The sequence below is a fragment of the Novosphingobium sp. FKTRR1 genome (assembly GCF_020404405.1).
Classification (GTDB): Bacteria; Pseudomonadota; Alphaproteobacteria; order Sphingomonadales; family Sphingomonadaceae; genus Novosphingobium.
The window spans coordinates 1-16,480 of the sequence record NZ_JAIZDA010000022.1; the positions used below are offsets into that span (position 1 = coordinate 1).

The following is a 16,480-nucleotide window of genomic DNA, read 5'->3' on the forward strand; positions in this document are numbered from 1 at the left end:
CCCGCACCTTCCCGCATATGCTTGCGGCGAGCGGTATCAGTCCAGGGCATGTGCTTCCTCCATCGTCTCGACAACGACGCTGAATCACAACCTACTGATATCGCTCAACCACTTTTCGCTCGGGCTCTAAGGCGATTGCCGCAATACCGCCGCAAAGTTGCGCTTTAACAGTCATCAACGCGCCGCCATCGGCTGTGCGCCTTTGATCAAGGATCCGACTCGTGTCGCAAACCGCCGCCGATAATGCCAAGCTGCCGTTCTGGAAGCGCAGCCACTATCTTGACCGCATGACCCTGCGCGAACTGACGGTCGCCTATTTCCAGCACTACACGATCGTGGCCTATCTTGCGATCACGGCGGTCAGCGTGGGCGTATTCGCGTTCCATCCTGCGGGCCTGATCCCCACGCTCGGGTCGATCGTGGTGGCCTTGCTGGTCTATCCGCTGGTCTGGCACCTGCTGCACCAATATGTGCTGCACAGCCGGTGGATGTGGAAGTGGAAGATGCTCTCGCCGACGTGGAAGCGCATCCACTATGATCACCATCAGGATCCCAACAACCTCAACGTGCTGTTCGGCGCACTGCATACAACGGTGCCGACCGTGGCGCTGGCGACGATCCCGGTCGGCTGGCTGATCGGCGGGATCGGCGGGGCCGCCGCAGCCTTTGCCACCGGCATCCTGACCACCTGCTATTACGAATTCATGCACTGCATCCAGCATCTGGCGTTCAAGCCGCGCTGGAAGTGGGTGCAATTCATGAAGCAGCGCCATAACGAGCATCATTACTTCGACGAGGACGGCAACTTCGGCATCACCAACTATTTCTGGGACCGTGTGCTGGGCACGTTCTATGAAAAGAAGGATCGTCCGCACCGCTCGCCCACCGTGTTCAACCTTGGCTATACCGAGGAAGTGGCGGTGAAATATCCGTGGGTGAAGGCGCTTTCAGGCGGTATCGCCTCTGGACACCCGCGCCGCCGCGTGCTGGGCAAGGAAGCGAACGAGCAGGACAGCAAGGCTGCCTGACGCACGCCCCCGCGGGGTGGGCGTCGGTGCCGGCCTCCGGGGAGCAGACCAGACCAATGACCGCAATCTCGATTACTCCGGTGGTGACCAAGGCCGACCGCGCCGCTTTCGTGGATCTGGCCTATCGCCTCAACGCTGCCGATCCGGCCTGGGTTCCGCCACTGCGGATGGAGGCCATGGAACTGGTCACGCCGGGCAAGAACCCGTTCTTCGAACACGCCGACGTGCAGCTTTTTCTTGCCCGCCGGGACGGCAAAGTGGTCGGACGGATTTCGGCGCATATCGATCACCTTGCCGTTGCCATGGACCCGGTGCAGGGCATGGGACCGGGCACCGGCAACTGGGGCCTGCTTGAGGCTGAGGATCAGGCGACTGCCACTGCCTTGATCGCCCGTGCCGAGGATTGGCTGCGCGAAAAGGGCATGAACCGCGTGCTGGCCCCGCTGTCGATGTCGATCTGGGAAGAGCCGGGGCAACTGACCAAGGGCTTCGACCACGCACCCACGGTGATGATGGGCCACCAGCCCGAACGCTACAACACCTGGATCAAGGCGCTTGGCTATCTGCCGGCCAAGACGCTCAAGACCTTTGAACTGGACATTACCAAGCCGTTTCCGCCGCTGATCCAGCGCATCGTGGCTTCGGGCGAGAAGAACCAGCGCATCCGCATCCGCAATGTCGACCGCAGCAAGTTCGCCAGCGAAGCGGCGCTGATCCTCGACATTCTCAACGATGCGTGGTCGGACAACTGGGGTTTCGTGCCCTTCACCGACACCGAAATCGGCTACGCCGGCAAGAAGTTCAAGCCGATCGTGCGCGAAGACCTGATCATGGTGGCCGAATACGACGGCGAGCCGGTGGCCTTCATGATGACGCTGCCCGACCTCAACGAAGCGATCAAGCCGATGGGCGGCAAGCTGTTCCCGTTCAACTGGATCAAGCTGCTGCGCTGGCTCAACAAGCCGCGCGTGCGCACCATGCGCGTGCCCTTGATGGGCGTGCGCAAGAAGCTGCAGTCGTCGCGCCTTGCCAGCCAGTTGGCCTTCATGATGATCGAATACATCCGCCGCAATTCGGTGGAGCGCTATGGCGCCACCCGCGGCGAAATCGGCTGGATCCTTGAGGACAATCAGGGGATGGTCGCCATCGCCGATGCCATCGACAGCCACGTCAACAAGGAATACGAGATCTACCAGAAGGGGTTGTAAGACCGGAGGCAATGTCGGGTCCGAGCGAACCGGCATCAATTCGGCGCGCACGGCCACGGTTTCGCAACTCTTGCTTTCCGATCAGGGCAGGCAAGGCCTTGATCGCACAGGCATGAAGGCGCAAGACTGAGCAGGTCATGGCCAGCCTTCCGGACCCGTCCGCCCCTCCGATCACCGCCGATCCCGCAGCCCTTGCGGCAGAGGACAACCGCACGCGCACCCAGTCGGCGATCGTGCTGTTGCTGATGCTGGGGCTGTTCCTTGCGCTGCCCTTCGTGCTGTCGATCGGTGCGGTAGTGTTCCTGCCGCCGGTGACGGCCTTGATCTTTTCCATCGTGCTCTCGCCTCTGGCGGATCGGCTGGTGCGGATCGGCGTGCCCAACATGCTTGCCTCGGCATTGTCGCTGCTGCTCATGCTGGCGATCGTGGTGGTGGTGCTGGCGGTGATTCTGGCGCCCGCATTCGACATGGTCGATCAGGTTCCCGCCATGGCGCGCGAGGTGGCACGGCGCTTTGCCGAAGTGCGCAACCAGATGGACTGGCTGACCGATTTCAACCGGCAGTTGGGACGGCTGGTCGGCCATCCCACGCGCGAGGTGTCGCTGGCTTCGCCCTCGGTGATCGAACAACTGGCCTTTGCCACGCCCAGCGTGGTGCTCGAAACGCTGCTGACGATCCTGATGACGTTCTTCATGATCGAGGCGCGGGTGCGGATGCGCCGCCGCCTGCTGGTGCAGCACGCCAGTTCGACCGCCTCGGTACGCATCGCGCGGGTCTTGCGCGATGTGCAGGATCGGGTGGCCAGCTACATCCTGACGGTCGCGCAGATCAATCTTGCGGTCGGCGCGATCGTGGCCGGAGGCGCTTATGGCTGGGGCATGGCCGCGCCGGTGATGTGGGGCGGGCTGGCCTTCGTGCTCAATTTCCTGCCCTATCTGGGCCCGCTGGTGATGGTGTCGCTGCTGGCGCTGGTCGGATTGGGCTCGGCCAGCACGGTGCCGCTGGGGCTGGTGCCGCCGCTGGCATTTCTAGCGCTTCACGCGTTGGAAGCCAACGTCGTGACACCGGCGATTCTGGGCGCGCGGTTCACGCTCAACCCGGTGTCGATCCTGATCGCGTTCGGCTATTTCACATGGATCTGGGGCCCGCTCGGGGCGATCCTGTCGGTGCCGATCCTGCTGACGATATCGGCGTTCATCGACCACCTCGGCCGCCCGAACATCGTCGGTTTCCTGTTCGGTGAACCGTTGTTCGAGCCCGGTCGACTGGCGCATGTGTCGATCTCGGACACGCCGACCGACGAAGCTGAAACCGGCCTGATGCTCTGAAACATATACTCCGGCGCTGCCCGATGCAGCGCCGGAGCGATGTCATGCCGTTACCGGCAGGCCAATCAGGCCGGATACGTCCACAGCGTGCCGCGCGCGAAGTTCTCGGCGGCAAAGCCCCAGTTGAGGTGCTTTTCGGTCACGGCCTTCAGGTAGGCCGGGCGCAGGTTCTTGTGGTCGAGGTAATAGGCATGCTCCCACAGGTCGATGACCAGCAGCGGGTTGCCCGACAGATCGGCATAGGAAGCCGCGTCGTGCGTCTGTTCGACGCTGAGCTTGCCGTCCTTGGCCACCAGCCACACCCAGCCCGACGCGAAGTGTGCAGCGCCTTGCGCGGCCAGTTCGGTCAGCAGACCGGCGAGCGAACCGAACGAGGTGTCGATCGCGGCGGCCAGATCGCCTTCGGGGGTCTGGGCTTCAGCGCTCAGGCTGTGCCAGTAGAAACCGTGGTTCCACGTCTGCGCGCTGTTGTTGAACAGGCCCTTGTTGCCCTGTGCGATGGCGGCGGCAACGATGTCTTCCAGCGGCTTGCCGGCAAGATCGGTGCCTTCGACCGCGGTGTTGGTGCGATCGACGTAAGTCTGATGGTGCTTGCCATGATGGGTCTGCAGCGTGGTGGCCGAAATCGTCGGCTCCAGCGCGGTATCGGCATAAGGCAGCGGGGAAAGGGTGATGGCCATGGGTCGCTCCGGTTGGTTGTAGTTGACGCCTGTGAGCCCTGCGCGAGGCGTGGCTTTCCTTCGACTAGGAAGTTTGCCGGGCAAAGCCAGCAAGTTTTTCTAAAACGACCCGCAAGGACATATGATCATGACAGCTATGCTCGGTCCGGCGCGTGCTCTGCCCGGTCGGTCGCATCGGCGTCAAAGGTCGCCCGATCGACCGCGCACGTGACCGCAACGTCCATCGTCACGTTGCCCAGCGTACGCATCAGGTCGGGCAGAACCTCGACCGCAACGAGCAGCGCCAGCGGCGCCACCGGCACGCCCATCGCCAGCGCGATCGGTCCGACCGAGGCGATGAAACTGATCGTTCCGGGCAGGCTGACCGAACTGAGCGCCACCAGTACGGCCATGATCCCGCCCGAAATCAGCACTTGTGGGGTGAGGTCGACCGCGTACCAGCGCGCGACGTAGACGACGACCGCAAGGTTCATCGCCGGGCTGGTGGCGCGGAACAGCGAAACCGCCAGCGGCAGCACGAATTCGGCAGTGGTCTCGCGCGCCTTCAGGTTCTTGCAGGCGCCGAGCATGGTCGGCAGCGAAGCGAGCGAACTTTGCGTCGACAGGGCGAACGCCTGCACCGGCAGCATCGCGCGGGCAAAGGCGCCCAACCGCTTGCGCGCGCCCACCACCGCGACGGCATAAGCCGCAAGGAACACGACCGAGCCGGTCAGCGTCACCACCACCACGTAATGCGCGAGCGCGCCGATCGCGGCGGGACCGCTCTTGGCGGCCACCGTGAGGCTGAGCGCCAGCACGCCGACCGGCGCCAGCGCCAGCACCCAGCCGATCACCACCAGCATGGCCGAAGCGATCGCGGCAAAAAACGTGGCGAGCAGATCGCGCTGGCTGGCGATCAGTCGCGTGCTGGCGATGGCGAACACCGCCATGAACAGGATCATCGGCAGCATGCGGTCTTTTGCTGCGGCATCGAGCACGTTGGTCGGCACGATCGAGAGCAGGTAATCGGCCAGTCCCGGTACCGGACCGCTTGGTGGCGCTGCCAGACTCGATCTCAGTGCCTCGCCCGCGCTGCCCGGAATCGGCCAGATGTCGAGCAGCAGCGAGGTGATCCCCATCCCGACCACCGCGCCGAACGCCAGCAGCAGGAAGAACGTGGCCACCGCGCGGCGGGCCAGTGCGCCCGCGCTGGCCGTGGCGACGGTCTGGACGATACCGGTAAACAGCAGCGCCGCCACCAGCGGCACGATCGTGGCCTGCAGCGCGCGCAGCCACAGGTCGCCCACCGGACCGCTGATCGCCAATACCGGCGGCAGCGCCTGCGGTGCGTAGAATGCCAGTGCCAACCCGCCCAGCAGTCCGCCGACGAGCGCGGACAGCGTCCAGCCTGCCGGAACCTGCGGGATCGGCGGCAATGTCAATGCTGCGGCGCGGGGCGGCAAATCCGGTGAAGGATTGGTTAGCGGTTGGTTCATGTCTTCGCCAGATTAATGGTCTATGGACGCTTGGCAATCGGTCGTGCGTACATAAGGTGCGCAGGGCCGCATCGGGGCGGCACAGGGGCCGCCAAGGGCTTGGCAAAGGACCGGATTTTTCACGATGGGACGCAAATATTTCGGCACCGACGGGATTCGCGGTCGGACCAATGCAGGCGTGATGACCGCAACCACCGCGATGAAAGTGGGGCAGGCAGCCGGTACGTACTTCCAGCGGGGCGATCATCGCCATCGCGTGGTGATCGGCAAGGACACGCGCCTTTCGGGCTACATGCTTGAAAACGCGATGACCGCCGGGTTCACCAGCGTGGGCATGGACGTGGTGCTGGTCGGTCCGATGCCGACGCCCGCCGTGGCGCTGCTGACGCGCGAGATGCGCGCCGACGTGGGCGTGATGATCTCGGCCAGCCACAACCCCTATGAGGATAACGGCATCAAGCTGTTCGGTCCCGACGGGTTCAAGCTGTCGGACGAGGACGAACTGGCGATCGAGGCGCTGATCGATCAGGAACTGGCGCTTGCCGCGTCCGAGGATGTGGGGCGGGCCCGCCGCATCGAGGACGCGCGCGGCCGTTACATCCACGCGGTCAAGGCCAGCCTGCCGCACAACGTCCGCCTCGACGGGCTGCGCATCGTGGTCGATTGCGCCAATGGTGCGGCCTATCACGTCGCCCCGTCGGCGTTGTGGGAACTGGGCGCAGAGGTCATCGCGATCGGCGTCGAGCCCAACGGCAAGAACATCAACGCCGGGGTCGGCTCGACCCACCTTGACGCGCTCAAGACCAAAGTGCGCGAAGTGCGCGCCGATATCGGCATCGCGCTCGATGGTGATGCCGACCGGCTGATCGTGGTCGATGAACGCAGCCAGACCGTCGACGGCGACCAGATCATGGCGCTGATCGGCAGCCGCATGGCCGACCTTGGCGCGCTGCGTGGCGGTGGGGTGGTCGCCACGGTGATGTCGAACCTGGGGCTGGAACGCTTTCTGGCCGGGCGCGGACTTGAACTGGTGCGCACCGCGGTGGGCGACCGCAACGTGTTGGAACACATGCGCGAACACGGCTACAATGTGGGCGGCGAGCAGTCGGGGCACATGATCCTGATCGACCACGCCACCACCGGCGATGGAACGATCGCCGCGCTGCAAGTGCTGGCCGCGCTCGTCGCCAGCGGCAAACCCGCCAGCGAGACTCTGCACTTGTTCGATCCGGTGCCGCAACTGCTCAAGAACGTACGCTTTGCCGGGGGCAAGCCACTCGAGGCCGAGAGCGTCAAGGCGGTGATCGCCGAAGCCGAAGCGGAACTGGCGGGCAAGGGGCGACTGGTCATCCGTCCGTCGGGCACCGAGCCGGTTATCCGCGTGATGGCCGAAGGCGACGATGCACGACAGGTCGCCGACGTGGTAGAGCGCATTTGCGACGCCGTGCGCCGCGCGGCGTGAGCAGGAGAGAATCGATGCTGGAAATGCGACCCGACTGCGAACGCTGCGGCACCGATCTACCGGCCGAAGCGCCCGGTGCCTTCATCTGTTCGTTCGAATGCACGTTTTGCGCCGAATGCGCCGAAGATCTGGATGACCGCTGCCCCAATTGCAGCGGCGAACTTGTCGATCGGCCGACGCGGGCCAGCGCCGCGCTGGCCAAGCACCCGGCATCAACCGAGCGCAAGTTCCGCCGGGCCTGAGCCGGACAACGCCCCCTCCTGCGCGCAAGAGGGGGCGTCCGGTCATTCTGCGGGTCAGTTGGCCGGGGCGAGCTTGGTGTTGAGCACCCAGCCGACGTTATCGTTTTCATCGGCCACTTCCCACCACAGGCCGTCCTTCTTGCCGGTGGGGTACAGCTTGTCGCCGGGGTTCAGGCTGCGGATCGCCTTGGCCCCTGGCAACGCAGCGGCGCGCATCACGACCGGCGCGATCGCGGCGAATACCTTGGCCGGAGCAGCTTCGGCGGTGCCGGTGGAGCCGACCTCGACCCCGCCAAGCTGGTCGACCAGCTTCCGATAGGCGTCGATGAACGAGAGCGTCACGATGCGGCCGATGTCGGTGTTGTCATAGCCGCCGCCGACCGCGCCCACACCGATCCCGCCGAAAAAGCCGCCACCGCCGCCGAAGCTGATGTCGTTCTTGGCAGCATAACCTTCGACCGTCGCGAGCGTTTCGGTGGTGCGCACGTTGGTGACCGAAAGCACGGTGTTGGCTTCAAGCTTGCGCGACTTGAGCCCGCCGACCAGTCCGCCGAAAGCGCCACCGATCAACCCGCCGATGGCGCCTGCCGCGCCCGACCCTTGCGCATTGCTGTTGGCCGCCTGCACTTCGGCCTGCAGCACGTAGTCGGCGGCCTTGACCTGACCCAATCCAACGTTTGATCCGCGTTGCAGACCCAGCCCGCCGCCGATGTCGCGCTCACGCTGCGCCGCCTGCAGGCCCGTACCGCGATCGACGATGTTGAAGCAGCCCGAGCGCTGGACGATCACCTTGAGCAGCTTTTGCGGCGGGGCAAGGCTGTATTGCGTCCAGCCCGAGGGATCATCGCCATCGACAATCGAGATCGTGCCCAGCTTGCGCACGCAGTGGGGTACGTCGCTGACCGCCTGACGCTGCAGCTTTTCGGCGTTGGAAGGTTTGGCCTGCTGCGGTCCGGCAAGGGCGGCTTCGGGAGCCAGGCTGGCAAGGCAGGCCAGAACGGCTGCGATTGCACCGATATCATGCAAAACCCGCTTCATTACTGTTACCCCCGCCAATGGATTCGTCGCCAATTACTGTGGAACAACCAGAACGCTTATTCAATCCGATATACCTGCCTCAGCAAATAGCGCGCAGTTGACGACGATTTGGCGACATGGCCGCTGATCGAGGGCAAACAAGGGGCAAGGCCCTTGTCAGACCCGCGATAGTTCGGCCAAGGACCGGGGCATGATCACTCCCCCACGCATCCTGTCCATCGCCGGGTCCGATTCCGGCGGCGGGGCCGGCATTCAGGCCGATATCAAGACCATCACCATGCTTGGCGGCTATGCCATGACCGCGATCACCGCGATCACCGCGCAGGACACCACCGGGGTCCATGCGGTTGCGGCGATGGCGGGCGAACTTGTGGCCGCGCAGATCGACGCCTGCATCGGCGATATCGGGGTCGATGCGGTCAAGATCGGCATGCTGGGATCGCCCGAAATCGCCGCCATCGTCGCCGACCGGCTGGAAGGGCTGGGTGTGCCGGTGGTGTTCGATCCGGTGATGATCGCCACCAGCGGTGCGGCGCTGGCCGATGCCGCCACCATCGCCGGGTTCGAACGGCTGATGGCTCTGGCCACGCTGACCACGCCGAACGTTGCCGAACTGGTGGTGCTGGGCGGGGATGAAGCCATGCAGGCGCGCGGCGTTGCCTGGTTGGCCAAGGGCGGCGATGCCGAAGGGCCGGACATTACCGACCGGCTGGCCGTGCCCGGCGAGCCCGTGCGTCAATGGACCGCCCCGCGCATCGTCACGCGCGACACCCATGGCACCGGTTGCACCCTGTCGAGCGCGATCGCCACGCTGCTGGGCATGGGGTTGCCGCTGGATGAAGCGGTGGAGGATGCGCGCGAATTCGTGCGCGCCGCGCTGCTGGCCGCCCCCGGTTTTGGTAAAGGGCACGGACCGCTGGGCCATCACGCGGTGCGGTGAATCAGGTTGCCGCGCCCTCGTTGGCGGACTTGAGATCGTAGAATGCCGCGATGTGCGCCCATGCTTCGTCCGCCGTTTCCACGCGGTGGAAAAGGGTCAGGTCTTCGGCATTGATCATGCCTTCGTCGGCAAGCGCGGCGAAATCGATCACGCGGTCCCAGAATTCGCCGCCGAACAGCAGGATCGGGATCGGCCGCATCTTGCCGGTCTGGACGAGGGTGAGCAGCTCGAAGAATTCATCGAACGTCCCGAACCCGCCGGGAAACACCGCAACTGCCCGCGCGCGCAGCAGGAAGTGCATCTTGCGCAGCGCGAAGTAGTGGAACTGGAACGACAAGTGCGGGGTGACATAGGCGTTGGGCGCGTTTTCATGGCGCAGCGTGATGTTCAGCCCGATCGATTCCGCGCCCGCATCGGCAGCGCCGCGATTGGCCGCCTCCATGATCGACGGGCCGCCGCCCGAGCAGACCACGAAGTGCCGCTTGCCATCCTCGACGATCGCCGCATCGGCGGCAATCTGCGCCAACCGGCGTGCCTGATCATAGTATCGGGCCTTGGCCGCAAGCCGCTCTGCCACGGCGCGTTGCCGGGGGTCGGAGGCTGCGTCGATTCCGGCCTGCGCCTGTTCGGGTGACGGGATGCGCGCCGAGCCATAGACCACCAGCGTCGAGGCGATTGCCGCCTCATCGAGCAGCATTTCGGGCTTGAGCAGTTCCAGTTGGAAGCGCACCGGGCGCAATTCCTCGCGCAGCAAAAAGTCGGTGTCGCGGAACGCCAGCCGATAGGCGGGGTCTTGCTGTTGCGGGCTTTCCTTGGGCTGACTTTCGACAAAGCCCGCTTCCTGTTCGGCCTTGTAGAACCGGCGATGCGTCAGGTCGTGGCCGGATGGCGCGGCATTGGCGGAAGCAGGGGCGGCGGAAGCAGGGGCGGCGGAAGCAGGGGCGGCGGGGGCGGTGGAGGCCGGATCGGCGGGACCGGAGCGTTGGCTGTCATCGTTCATGCGGCGCAACTTCGGCGAGCGGCCATCAAAGTGCAATGGCTGAACGCATTAGGAATTTGGCGTAGGCAATGGGGCAACCGCTTCGGTGATTGCATCGCCAGCGGTAACCGTGATCGGCCGCTGAACTGCGCAATCGCGCGGTTCCCATCCATCGCTTGGTGCCAGATTGGAGCAATCTCCTCGAAATTCCCACTACGCGTTAACCGAATGTCATCCCGTTCCGGTGCTTAAAACGCATTGGCCCGGCCCTGTGCAAGGACTAGGCGAATCACCGGGGCCTCCCCGGTGCAGAGGCACGAAGAAGGACAAGTGCTGGGCATGATCGGGCGCATGAAGTCGCAAACGGTTCAGGCGATGCGGGTGTGGGGCGCGCGGCTGTGGCGCGATACCGCCGGCAACGCGCTGGCCATCGCGGCGTCGACCATCTTCCTGCTGATCGCGCTGACCGGCAGCGGCACCGATCTGACGCGTTCGTACATGACCCGCACCGCGCTGCAGAACGCCTGCGATTCCGGCGTTCTCGCCGGGCGCAAAGCGATGAGCAAGTCGGGCAGCTATTCGACGGCCGAGACCGCCAAAGCCAACAAGATGTTCAACTTCAACTTCAACCCGCTGCCGACCGAGGCCAACAACACGACGTTCGTGACATCGGCCGACACGCAAGGCGCGGTCAACGGCGTGGCGACGACCCAGATGCCGATGGCGGTGATGGGACTGTTCGGGTTCAAGACCGTGACGCTGTCGGTTTCGTGCAGCGCCGAACTGCAGATGGCCAGCGCCGACGTGATGTTCGTGCTCGATACCACCGGGTCGATGGCCTACGATGTGACCAACACCACTTGCTGCAATCGGTCGGACTCGAAGATCGTCGGCCTGCGCAGCGCGGTCAGCTCGTTCTACAAGACCGTGGCCGGAGCGGTGACCGACAAGACCAATACCCGCATCCGCTTTGCCTTCGTGCCCTACAGCTCAACGGTCAACATCAAGACGTTGGTCAGCAGCGGGGCCATGCCGACCAGCTATCTGGCCAGCTCCGCCGATTTCCAGACCCGGCTGGCCAATTTCAGCACGCCGGTGACCGTCAGCAATTCCCCGACGTCGCCAGGACCAGTGACCGAAACTTATGCGTCGGCGATCAGTTCGGCCAATTGCACCAACTACGGCAAGAACACCTACCCCAGCGGATCGGGCGGTACGCCGATCAACGGTGGTGGGCCATCGCCGGCGGCAACCACCGTTACCACCTATGCCTGGCTGTCGTGGGTGCAGACCGGCACCAGCGGCAAGACGGCCATCGGCACGTGCAAGCGGACCAAGACGGTCACCACGACAACCTACAAGACGCTCTACAACTTCACCAACTGGAGCTACACCAAGAAATCGAGCATCGATGTATCGGCGTTCAAGGGGCTGGGCGCGGTCTCGCTGTTCACCAGCTTCAATGCGGGCGCTACCGTTCCCACGTCCGGGCCCAAGGATCGCGTGGAACTGGCCAAGCTGGTCGGCCAGACCGATGTCAGCGGGCTGAACACCAGCAGCTACACCTGGAACGGCTGCATCGAGGAGCGCGCGACCGTGCAGCAACTCTCGATGTCGCCGGTGCCCAGCGGCGCGTACGATCTCGATCTCGACAGCGCACCGACCAGCGACCCAAAAACGCAATGGAAAATGTATCTTGAGCCGCTGGAATGGTATCGCGGGACGGGCACGAGCACCTGGACGACCTGGGACGTGACCGACAGCGACCTGACGACCAAGTACAACTCGGCTTCGTACACCAGCCCACAAGCTGCCTATTGTCCGGCGCCGATGGCACAGTACACCACCGTCGACGTGTCGGACCCTGCCACCGTGCCAAGCTGGCTGACGACTTACCTCAACAGCCTGTCCGCATCGGGCGCGACGTATCACGATCTTGGCATGATCTGGGGCGGGCGGCTGGGCAGCCCGAACGGCATCTTTGCCAGCAACGTGAATGCCGATGCCACCAAGTTTCCGTCGGTCAGCCGCCACGTGATCTTCATGACCGACGGCACGATGGAGCCGACAAGCACGATCTACAACGCCTATGGCACCGAATGGTATGACAACCGCATCGCGCCCTATAACGCGACCAGCGGCTCCACCGGCACGCTGGCCACGTATCACAACAACCGCTTTCTGGCGGCGTGCGACAAGTTGAAGGCGATGGGCTATACCATCTGGGTGATCGGTTTCGGGCAAAGCCTGACCACGCCGATGCAGACCTGCTCCACCGCCAATCGCGCCTATTACGCCAGCAACACCACCGAGCTGACCAATACCTTCAAGTACATTGCGGGGCAGGTCGCCGACTTGCGCATCAAGAAATGAGGCTGCCCTCGGCCCGTCGTGCCCTGCGCAAGGTGCGGGCGCTGATAACCGACAGGCGCGGCGCGGCGGCGGTGGAATTCGCCATGACCGCGCCGATCCTTTTCGTGATCATCGGCGCATCGCTGCAATTTGCGCACTTGTTCTATGTCCGCAGCGTGCTGACCTCGGTCGTCAACGCGGCGGGGCGCAATTCGGCACTGCAAAGCGCGGCCACTTCGCAAACGGCAATCGACACGCGGGTCTCGACGGTGATCCACGAGATCGCGCCCAAGGCGACGCTGACCTTCACCCGGCGCAACTATGCCGACTTTTCGAAGATCGGCGTTCCCGAAGACTTCACCGACACCAACGGCAATGGCGTTTACGATCCCAAGGAATGCTTCGTCGACATGAACGGCAACGGCCAATGGGACGATGACATGGGCAAGACCGGGCAGGGCGGCGCGGACGACGTCGTGGCCTACACCGTCTCGGTCACGTATCCGGCGCTGTTCGGGTTCACCCATGCCTTCGGCTATCCGCTGAGCCAGACGATCAACGCCACGACCATCCTCAAGAACCAGCCCTATGCCACGCAATCGACGCGGACGGGCGTGCAGGTTTGCCCATGACTCACGTATCGCAGCCCGGCCTTCGCCAACGCCTCCTGCGCCTCATGCATCGCTTGAGGCGCGATCGCAGCGCGGTGACGATCGTGGAGATCGGCGTGTCGATGCCGCTGATGCTGGGCTTGGCGCTGGCCGGGGCCGAGACGGTCAATCTGGCGCACCTGCACATGCGGCTCAACCAGCTGGCGATCACCACCGCCGACAATGCCAGCCGCGCCAAGCAGGCCATCGTCGGTGGCGCCCCGCGCATGCGTGAGGTGGACGTGGCACAAGTGTTCAATGGCGCGGCGCTGTCTGTCGCCGACCTCGACTTCACCAACAACGGTCGGGTGATCCTGTCCAGTCTGGAAACGAACGGTTCGGGCGGACAGTGGATTCACTGGCAGCGGTGCTTTGGCACCACCGCCTACAAGTCGCGTTACGGGGTGGAGGGCACGGGGATCACCGGCACCGCCTTTGCCGGAATGGGCCAGACGACGACCAAGATGGTGGCCGACACCGGCAGCGCGATCATGTTCGTGGAAGTCGCCTACAATTACCGGCCGATGTTCTTCGACACGTTCGTTCACAACATGGTGATCCGCAAGGAAGCGGCCATGTACGTGCGCGACGATCGCGACCTGACGCAGCTTTATGCGTCCTCGCCGACAGTCCCTGCTACTTGCTGAGACGGACGCATGGGGCCGAGGCGTTGCCTTGGCCCCATGCGGTTGCGTTCATCGTCAGGCGGCGCGGCCCAGCGCGATGTAGCGCGCGAGATGGTGGTCATCGTCGCCCAGTTGATGGCCCAGCATGATCAGCCGCTTGGCATAGTGCGACAACGGCAGTTCCCAGGTCATGCCGATGCCGCCGTGCATCTGGATCGCCTCTTCGGCGGCCAGCGTGCCCGCCTTGCCCAGCGTGACCTTGGCCGCCGACACCGCGCGTTCGCGCGTCACCCGGTCGGCTTCGAGCGCGGCTGCGGCATTGATCGCGGCAGAGCGCTGCTGCTCGATCTCCAGCGCCACGGTTGCCATGCGGTGCTGCAGCGCCTGGAACTTGCCGATCGGCACGCCGAACTGCTTGCGCGTGCGCAGATAGTCGAGCGTGCTCTGCTTGAGCACGTCGGCCACGCCGACCGCTTCCCAGCTCAACGCGACCAGACCCGCAGCCACCGCATCTTCGATCAGCGGAAGGCCGTCGGTGGCGATCAAGGTTGCCGGCGTGCCCGCCAGCGTGATCTCGCCCCCGCGTCCGCCATCGATCAGCGCATAGGCGCGCACCGACAGACCCGCCGCGCCCTTGTCGACCGCGAACAGGCCGATCCCGGCTTCATCGCCAGGCGCACCGGAAATGCGCGCCGAAACGATCAGCACGTCGGCGGTATCGGCTTGCGGCACCACCGCCTTGGTCCCGGTCAGCGTCCATGCACCGGCGGTTTCGCTGGCCTTGGCGGCGATCCCGGCCAGATCATAGCGGCTGTCGGCTTCCTCATGCGCGAAGGCCAGCACTTTGGCACCGGCGATCACTTCGCCCAGCAGGTCTTCCTGTCCGCCAGCGCGTTCGAGCACGCGGCCCGCCAGCAACGTGCCCAGGAACGGTTCGACCACCAGCGAACGGCCAAGTTGTTCGAACACCACCGCGATGTCGAAGCCCTTGCCGCCAAACCCGCCAGCCTCTTCGCCGAACAGCGCGCCGATCACGCCCAGTTCGGCCAGCGCCGCCCAATGTTCCGCCGACCAGCCCTCGGCCGAAGCCGCGATCTTGTGGCGCACATCGATGGGATAGCGCTGTTGCAGGTAACGGCCCAGCGAATCGCTGAGCATCTGGCGGTCTTCGGTATGGTTGAAATCCATGGTTCTCAGAGCTCCAGCACGGCTTTGGTGATGATTTCGCGCTGCACCTCGTTGGAGCCGCCAAAGATCGAAAGTTTGCGATTGTTGAAGTATTCCGCCGAAATCGGTGCGGCATAGTCGGCGCCCACCGGCTCGGCATTGCTGCCTTCGATGAACGCTTCGGGCACGAAGGGCTGGGCATAAGGGCCCAAGGCCTTGCGGGCGAGGGTGTTGATTTCCTGCCGGATTTCGGTGCCGCGGATTTTCAGCATCGAGCTTTCCGCCGTCGGCGCCGCGCCATGCCCGGCCGCTGCCAGCACGCGCATGTTGGTGGTCTTCATGTTCTCCAGCTCGATTTCGAGCCGGGCAAGCCGCGCTGCGAACAGCGGATCTTCGGCCAGCGGGCGGCCGCCCTTTTTCTGGGTGGCGGCGATGTGGTGCAAGTGGTCGAGCGCGGCCATCGAACTGCCGACCCCGGCAATGCCGGTGCGTTCATACGTCAGCAGGTACTTGGCGTAAGTCCAGCCCTTGTTCTCCTCGCCGACCAGATTGGTCACCGGCACGCGCACATCGGTGAAGAACACTTCGTTCACTTCGTGCTCGCCATCGAGCAGATAGATCGGGCGCACTTCGATGCCCGGCGTGTTCATGTCGATCAGCAGGAATGAGATGCCTTCCTGCCGCTTGCCCTCGTTCGAGGTGCGGACAAGGCAGAACATCCAGTTGGCGTGGTGGCCCAGTGTGGTCCACGTCTTTTGTCCATTGACCACATAGTGATCGCCATCGCGTACCGCGCTGGTCTTCAGGCTGGCAAGGTCGGACCCTGCGCCCGGCTCGGAATAGCCCTGACACCACCAGTCGGTGCCATCCAGAATGCGCGGGAGGTAGTGCTGCTTCTGCTCTTCGGTGCCGAACTTGATCAGCACCGGGGCCAGCATCGACGTGCCGAAGGGCAGGATGCGCGGCGCATGCGCGATCGAGGTTTCCAGATCGAAGATGAATCCCTGCGTCACGCTCCAGCCGGTGCCGCCCCATTCCTTGGGCCAGTGGCTGGCCAGCCAGCCGCGCTCATTGAGAATGGCGTGCCATTCTTCATGGTCGGCCTTGGTCAGGCGCTTGCCGGTGCGGATCTTGTCCGCCAGCCGCTTGGGCAGCTTGTCCTTGAGGAAGGCGCGCACTTCCTGGCGGAATGCCTCGTCTTCGGGGCTGAACGAAAGGTCCATGCCAATTCCTCTCCAAATGAGCGTCCGGTCCACCTGCGGCGCCGGATTTCTGTCCTTTTCCTAGCGCTACTGACACGGCTGT

15 protein-coding genes are annotated in these 16,480 nt (G+C 64.3%); 9 read left to right on the plus strand and 6 right to left on the minus strand.

Annotated features, from left to right (window positions below):
- Positions 1-287 precede the first annotated feature (287 nt).
- The 3 genes from LDN95_RS17165 to LDN95_RS17175 all read left to right on the plus strand — a co-directional run bounded on the left by LDN95_RS17165 (position 288) and on the right by LDN95_RS17175 (position 3,564).
- Entirely contained in the window at positions 288-1,028 is a 741-nt protein-coding gene (locus tag LDN95_RS17165) for a sterol desaturase family protein (protein WP_226018839.1), read from the plus strand.
- A gap of 56 nt (positions 1,029-1,084) precedes the next feature.
- On the plus strand, positions 1,085-2,236 hold the full coding sequence (locus LDN95_RS17170; protein WP_226018801.1) for a GNAT family N-acetyltransferase: 1,152 nt from the start codon (positions 1,085-1,087) through the stop codon (positions 2,234-2,236).
- 137 nt (positions 2,237-2,373) lie between these two features.
- Positions 2,374-3,564, plus strand: coding sequence for an AI-2E family transporter (locus tag LDN95_RS17175; RefSeq protein ID WP_226018802.1), 1,191 nt, complete (start codon positions 2,374-2,376; stop codon positions 3,562-3,564).
- A 65-nt stretch (positions 3,565-3,629) separates the two neighbouring features.
- On the opposite strand, the gene LDN95_RS17180 is transcribed toward LDN95_RS17175, so the two are convergent.
- Positions 3,630-4,244 carry a superoxide dismutase gene (locus tag LDN95_RS17180; protein ID WP_226018803.1) on the minus strand — a complete coding sequence of 205 codons (615 nt, stop codon included), beginning with the start codon at positions 4,242-4,244 and terminating at the stop codon, positions 3,630-3,632.
- A gap of 134 nt (positions 4,245-4,378) precedes the next feature.
- Entirely contained in the window at positions 4,379-5,719 is a 1,341-nt protein-coding gene (locus LDN95_RS17185; RefSeq protein WP_226018804.1) for a dicarboxylate/amino acid:cation symporter, read from the minus strand.
- Between the two features lie 124 nt (positions 5,720-5,843).
- Here LDN95_RS17185 and glmM point away from each other — a divergent pair, with 124 nt between their 5' ends.
- Both glmM and LDN95_RS17195 read left to right on the plus strand, forming a co-directional pair.
- Entirely contained in the window at positions 5,844-7,181 is a 1,338-nt protein-coding gene (glmM, locus tag LDN95_RS17190; RefSeq protein ID WP_226018805.1) for a phosphoglucosamine mutase, read from the plus strand.
- Positions 7,182-7,195: 14 nt separating this feature from the next.
- A complete protein-coding gene (locus LDN95_RS17195; protein WP_226018806.1) occupies positions 7,196-7,423 on the plus strand; it encodes a DUF1272 domain-containing protein in 228 nt (75 codons plus the stop codon).
- Between the two features lie 54 nt (positions 7,424-7,477).
- Here the strand turns inward: LDN95_RS17195 and LDN95_RS17200 are convergent, their stop codons facing one another.
- Positions 7,478-8,461 carry a CsgG/HfaB family protein gene (locus LDN95_RS17200; RefSeq protein ID WP_226018807.1) on the minus strand — a complete coding sequence of 328 codons (984 nt, stop codon included), beginning with the start codon at positions 8,459-8,461 and terminating at the stop codon, positions 7,478-7,480.
- Positions 8,462-8,651: 190 nt separating this feature from the next.
- On the opposite strand from LDN95_RS17200, the gene thiD reads away from it, so the two are divergent.
- On the plus strand, positions 8,652-9,401 hold the full coding sequence (gene thiD, locus LDN95_RS17205) for a bifunctional hydroxymethylpyrimidine kinase/phosphomethylpyrimidine kinase (protein ID WP_226018808.1): 750 nt from the start codon (positions 8,652-8,654) through the stop codon (positions 9,399-9,401).
- A gap of 1 nt (position 9,402) precedes the next feature.
- On the opposite strand, the gene LDN95_RS17210 is transcribed toward thiD, so the two are convergent.
- The gene (locus tag LDN95_RS17210; RefSeq protein ID WP_226018809.1) at positions 9,403-10,401 is read right to left on the minus strand and encodes a TIGR00730 family Rossman fold protein; all 999 of its coding nucleotides are present in this window, start codon (positions 10,399-10,401) and stop codon (positions 9,403-9,405) included.
- A gap of 330 nt (positions 10,402-10,731) precedes the next feature.
- Here LDN95_RS17210 and LDN95_RS17215 point away from each other — a divergent pair, with 330 nt between their 5' ends.
- From LDN95_RS17215 to LDN95_RS17225, 3 genes are read left to right on the plus strand one after another with little or no spacing between them, the layout of a single operon-like run.
- Positions 10,732-12,753: a TadE/TadG family type IV pilus assembly protein gene (locus tag LDN95_RS17215; protein ID WP_226018810.1), complete on the plus strand. Its 2,022-nt coding sequence runs from the start codon at positions 10,732-10,734 to the stop codon at positions 12,751-12,753.
- Positions 12,750-13,364: a TadE/TadG family type IV pilus assembly protein gene (locus LDN95_RS17220; RefSeq protein ID WP_226018811.1), complete on the plus strand. Its 615-nt coding sequence runs from the start codon at positions 12,750-12,752 to the stop codon at positions 13,362-13,364. The genes LDN95_RS17215 and LDN95_RS17220 overlap by 4 nt, the downstream gene beginning before the upstream one ends.
- Before the next feature lie 44 nt (positions 13,365-13,408).
- Positions 13,409-14,029 carry a TadE/TadG family type IV pilus assembly protein gene (locus LDN95_RS17225; RefSeq protein WP_226018812.1) on the plus strand — a complete coding sequence of 207 codons (621 nt, stop codon included), beginning with the start codon at positions 13,409-13,411 and terminating at the stop codon, positions 14,027-14,029.
- Positions 14,030-14,083: 54 nt separating this feature from the next.
- Here LDN95_RS17225 and LDN95_RS17230 read toward each other — a convergent pair whose 3' ends face one another.
- Positions 14,084-15,196: an acyl-CoA dehydrogenase family protein gene (locus tag LDN95_RS17230; protein WP_226018813.1), complete on the minus strand. Its 1,113-nt coding sequence runs from the start codon at positions 15,194-15,196 to the stop codon at positions 14,084-14,086.
- Positions 15,197-15,201: 5 nt separating this feature from the next.
- Positions 15,202-16,398 carry an acyl-CoA dehydrogenase family protein gene (locus LDN95_RS17235; protein WP_226018814.1) on the minus strand — a complete coding sequence of 399 codons (1,197 nt, stop codon included), beginning with the start codon at positions 16,396-16,398 and terminating at the stop codon, positions 15,202-15,204.
- Positions 16,399-16,480 lie beyond the last annotated feature (82 nt).

Coding starts and splice junctions, on each gene's coding strand:
- LDN95_RS17165 (WP_226018839.1), top strand. CDS start 288: ATGACCCTGCGCGAACTGACGGTCGCCTATTTCCAGCACTACACGATC.
- LDN95_RS17170 (WP_226018801.1), top strand. CDS start 1,085: ATGACCGCAATCTCGATTACTCCGGTGGTGACCAAGGCCGACCGCGCC.
- LDN95_RS17175 (WP_226018802.1), top strand. CDS start 2,374: ATGGCCAGCCTTCCGGACCCGTCCGCCCCTCCGATCACCGCCGATCCC.
- LDN95_RS17180 (WP_226018803.1), bottom strand. CDS start 4,244: ATGGCCATCACCCTTTCCCCGCTGCCTTATGCCGATACCGCGCTGGAG.
- LDN95_RS17185 (WP_226018804.1), bottom strand. CDS start 5,719: ATGAACCAACCGCTAACCAATCCTTCACCGGATTTGCCGCCCCGCGCC.
- glmM (WP_226018805.1), top strand. CDS start 5,844: ATGGGACGCAAATATTTCGGCACCGACGGGATTCGCGGTCGGACCAAT.
- LDN95_RS17195 (WP_226018806.1), top strand. CDS start 7,196: ATGCTGGAAATGCGACCCGACTGCGAACGCTGCGGCACCGATCTACCG.
- LDN95_RS17200 (WP_226018807.1), bottom strand. CDS start 8,461: ATGAAGCGGGTTTTGCATGATATCGGTGCAATCGCAGCCGTTCTGGCC.
- thiD (WP_226018808.1), top strand. CDS start 8,652: ATGATCACTCCCCCACGCATCCTGTCCATCGCCGGGTCCGATTCCGGC.
- LDN95_RS17210 (WP_226018809.1), bottom strand. CDS start 10,401: ATGAACGATGACAGCCAACGCTCCGGTCCCGCCGATCCGGCCTCCACC.
- LDN95_RS17215 (WP_226018810.1), top strand. CDS start 10,732: ATGAAGTCGCAAACGGTTCAGGCGATGCGGGTGTGGGGCGCGCGGCTG.
- LDN95_RS17220 (WP_226018811.1), top strand. CDS start 12,750: ATGAGGCTGCCCTCGGCCCGTCGTGCCCTGCGCAAGGTGCGGGCGCTG.
- LDN95_RS17225 (WP_226018812.1), top strand. CDS start 13,409: ATGCATCGCTTGAGGCGCGATCGCAGCGCGGTGACGATCGTGGAGATC.
- LDN95_RS17230 (WP_226018813.1), bottom strand. CDS start 15,196: ATGGATTTCAACCATACCGAAGACCGCCAGATGCTCAGCGATTCGCTG.
- LDN95_RS17235 (WP_226018814.1), bottom strand. CDS start 16,398: ATGGACCTTTCGTTCAGCCCCGAAGACGAGGCATTCCGCCAGGAAGTG.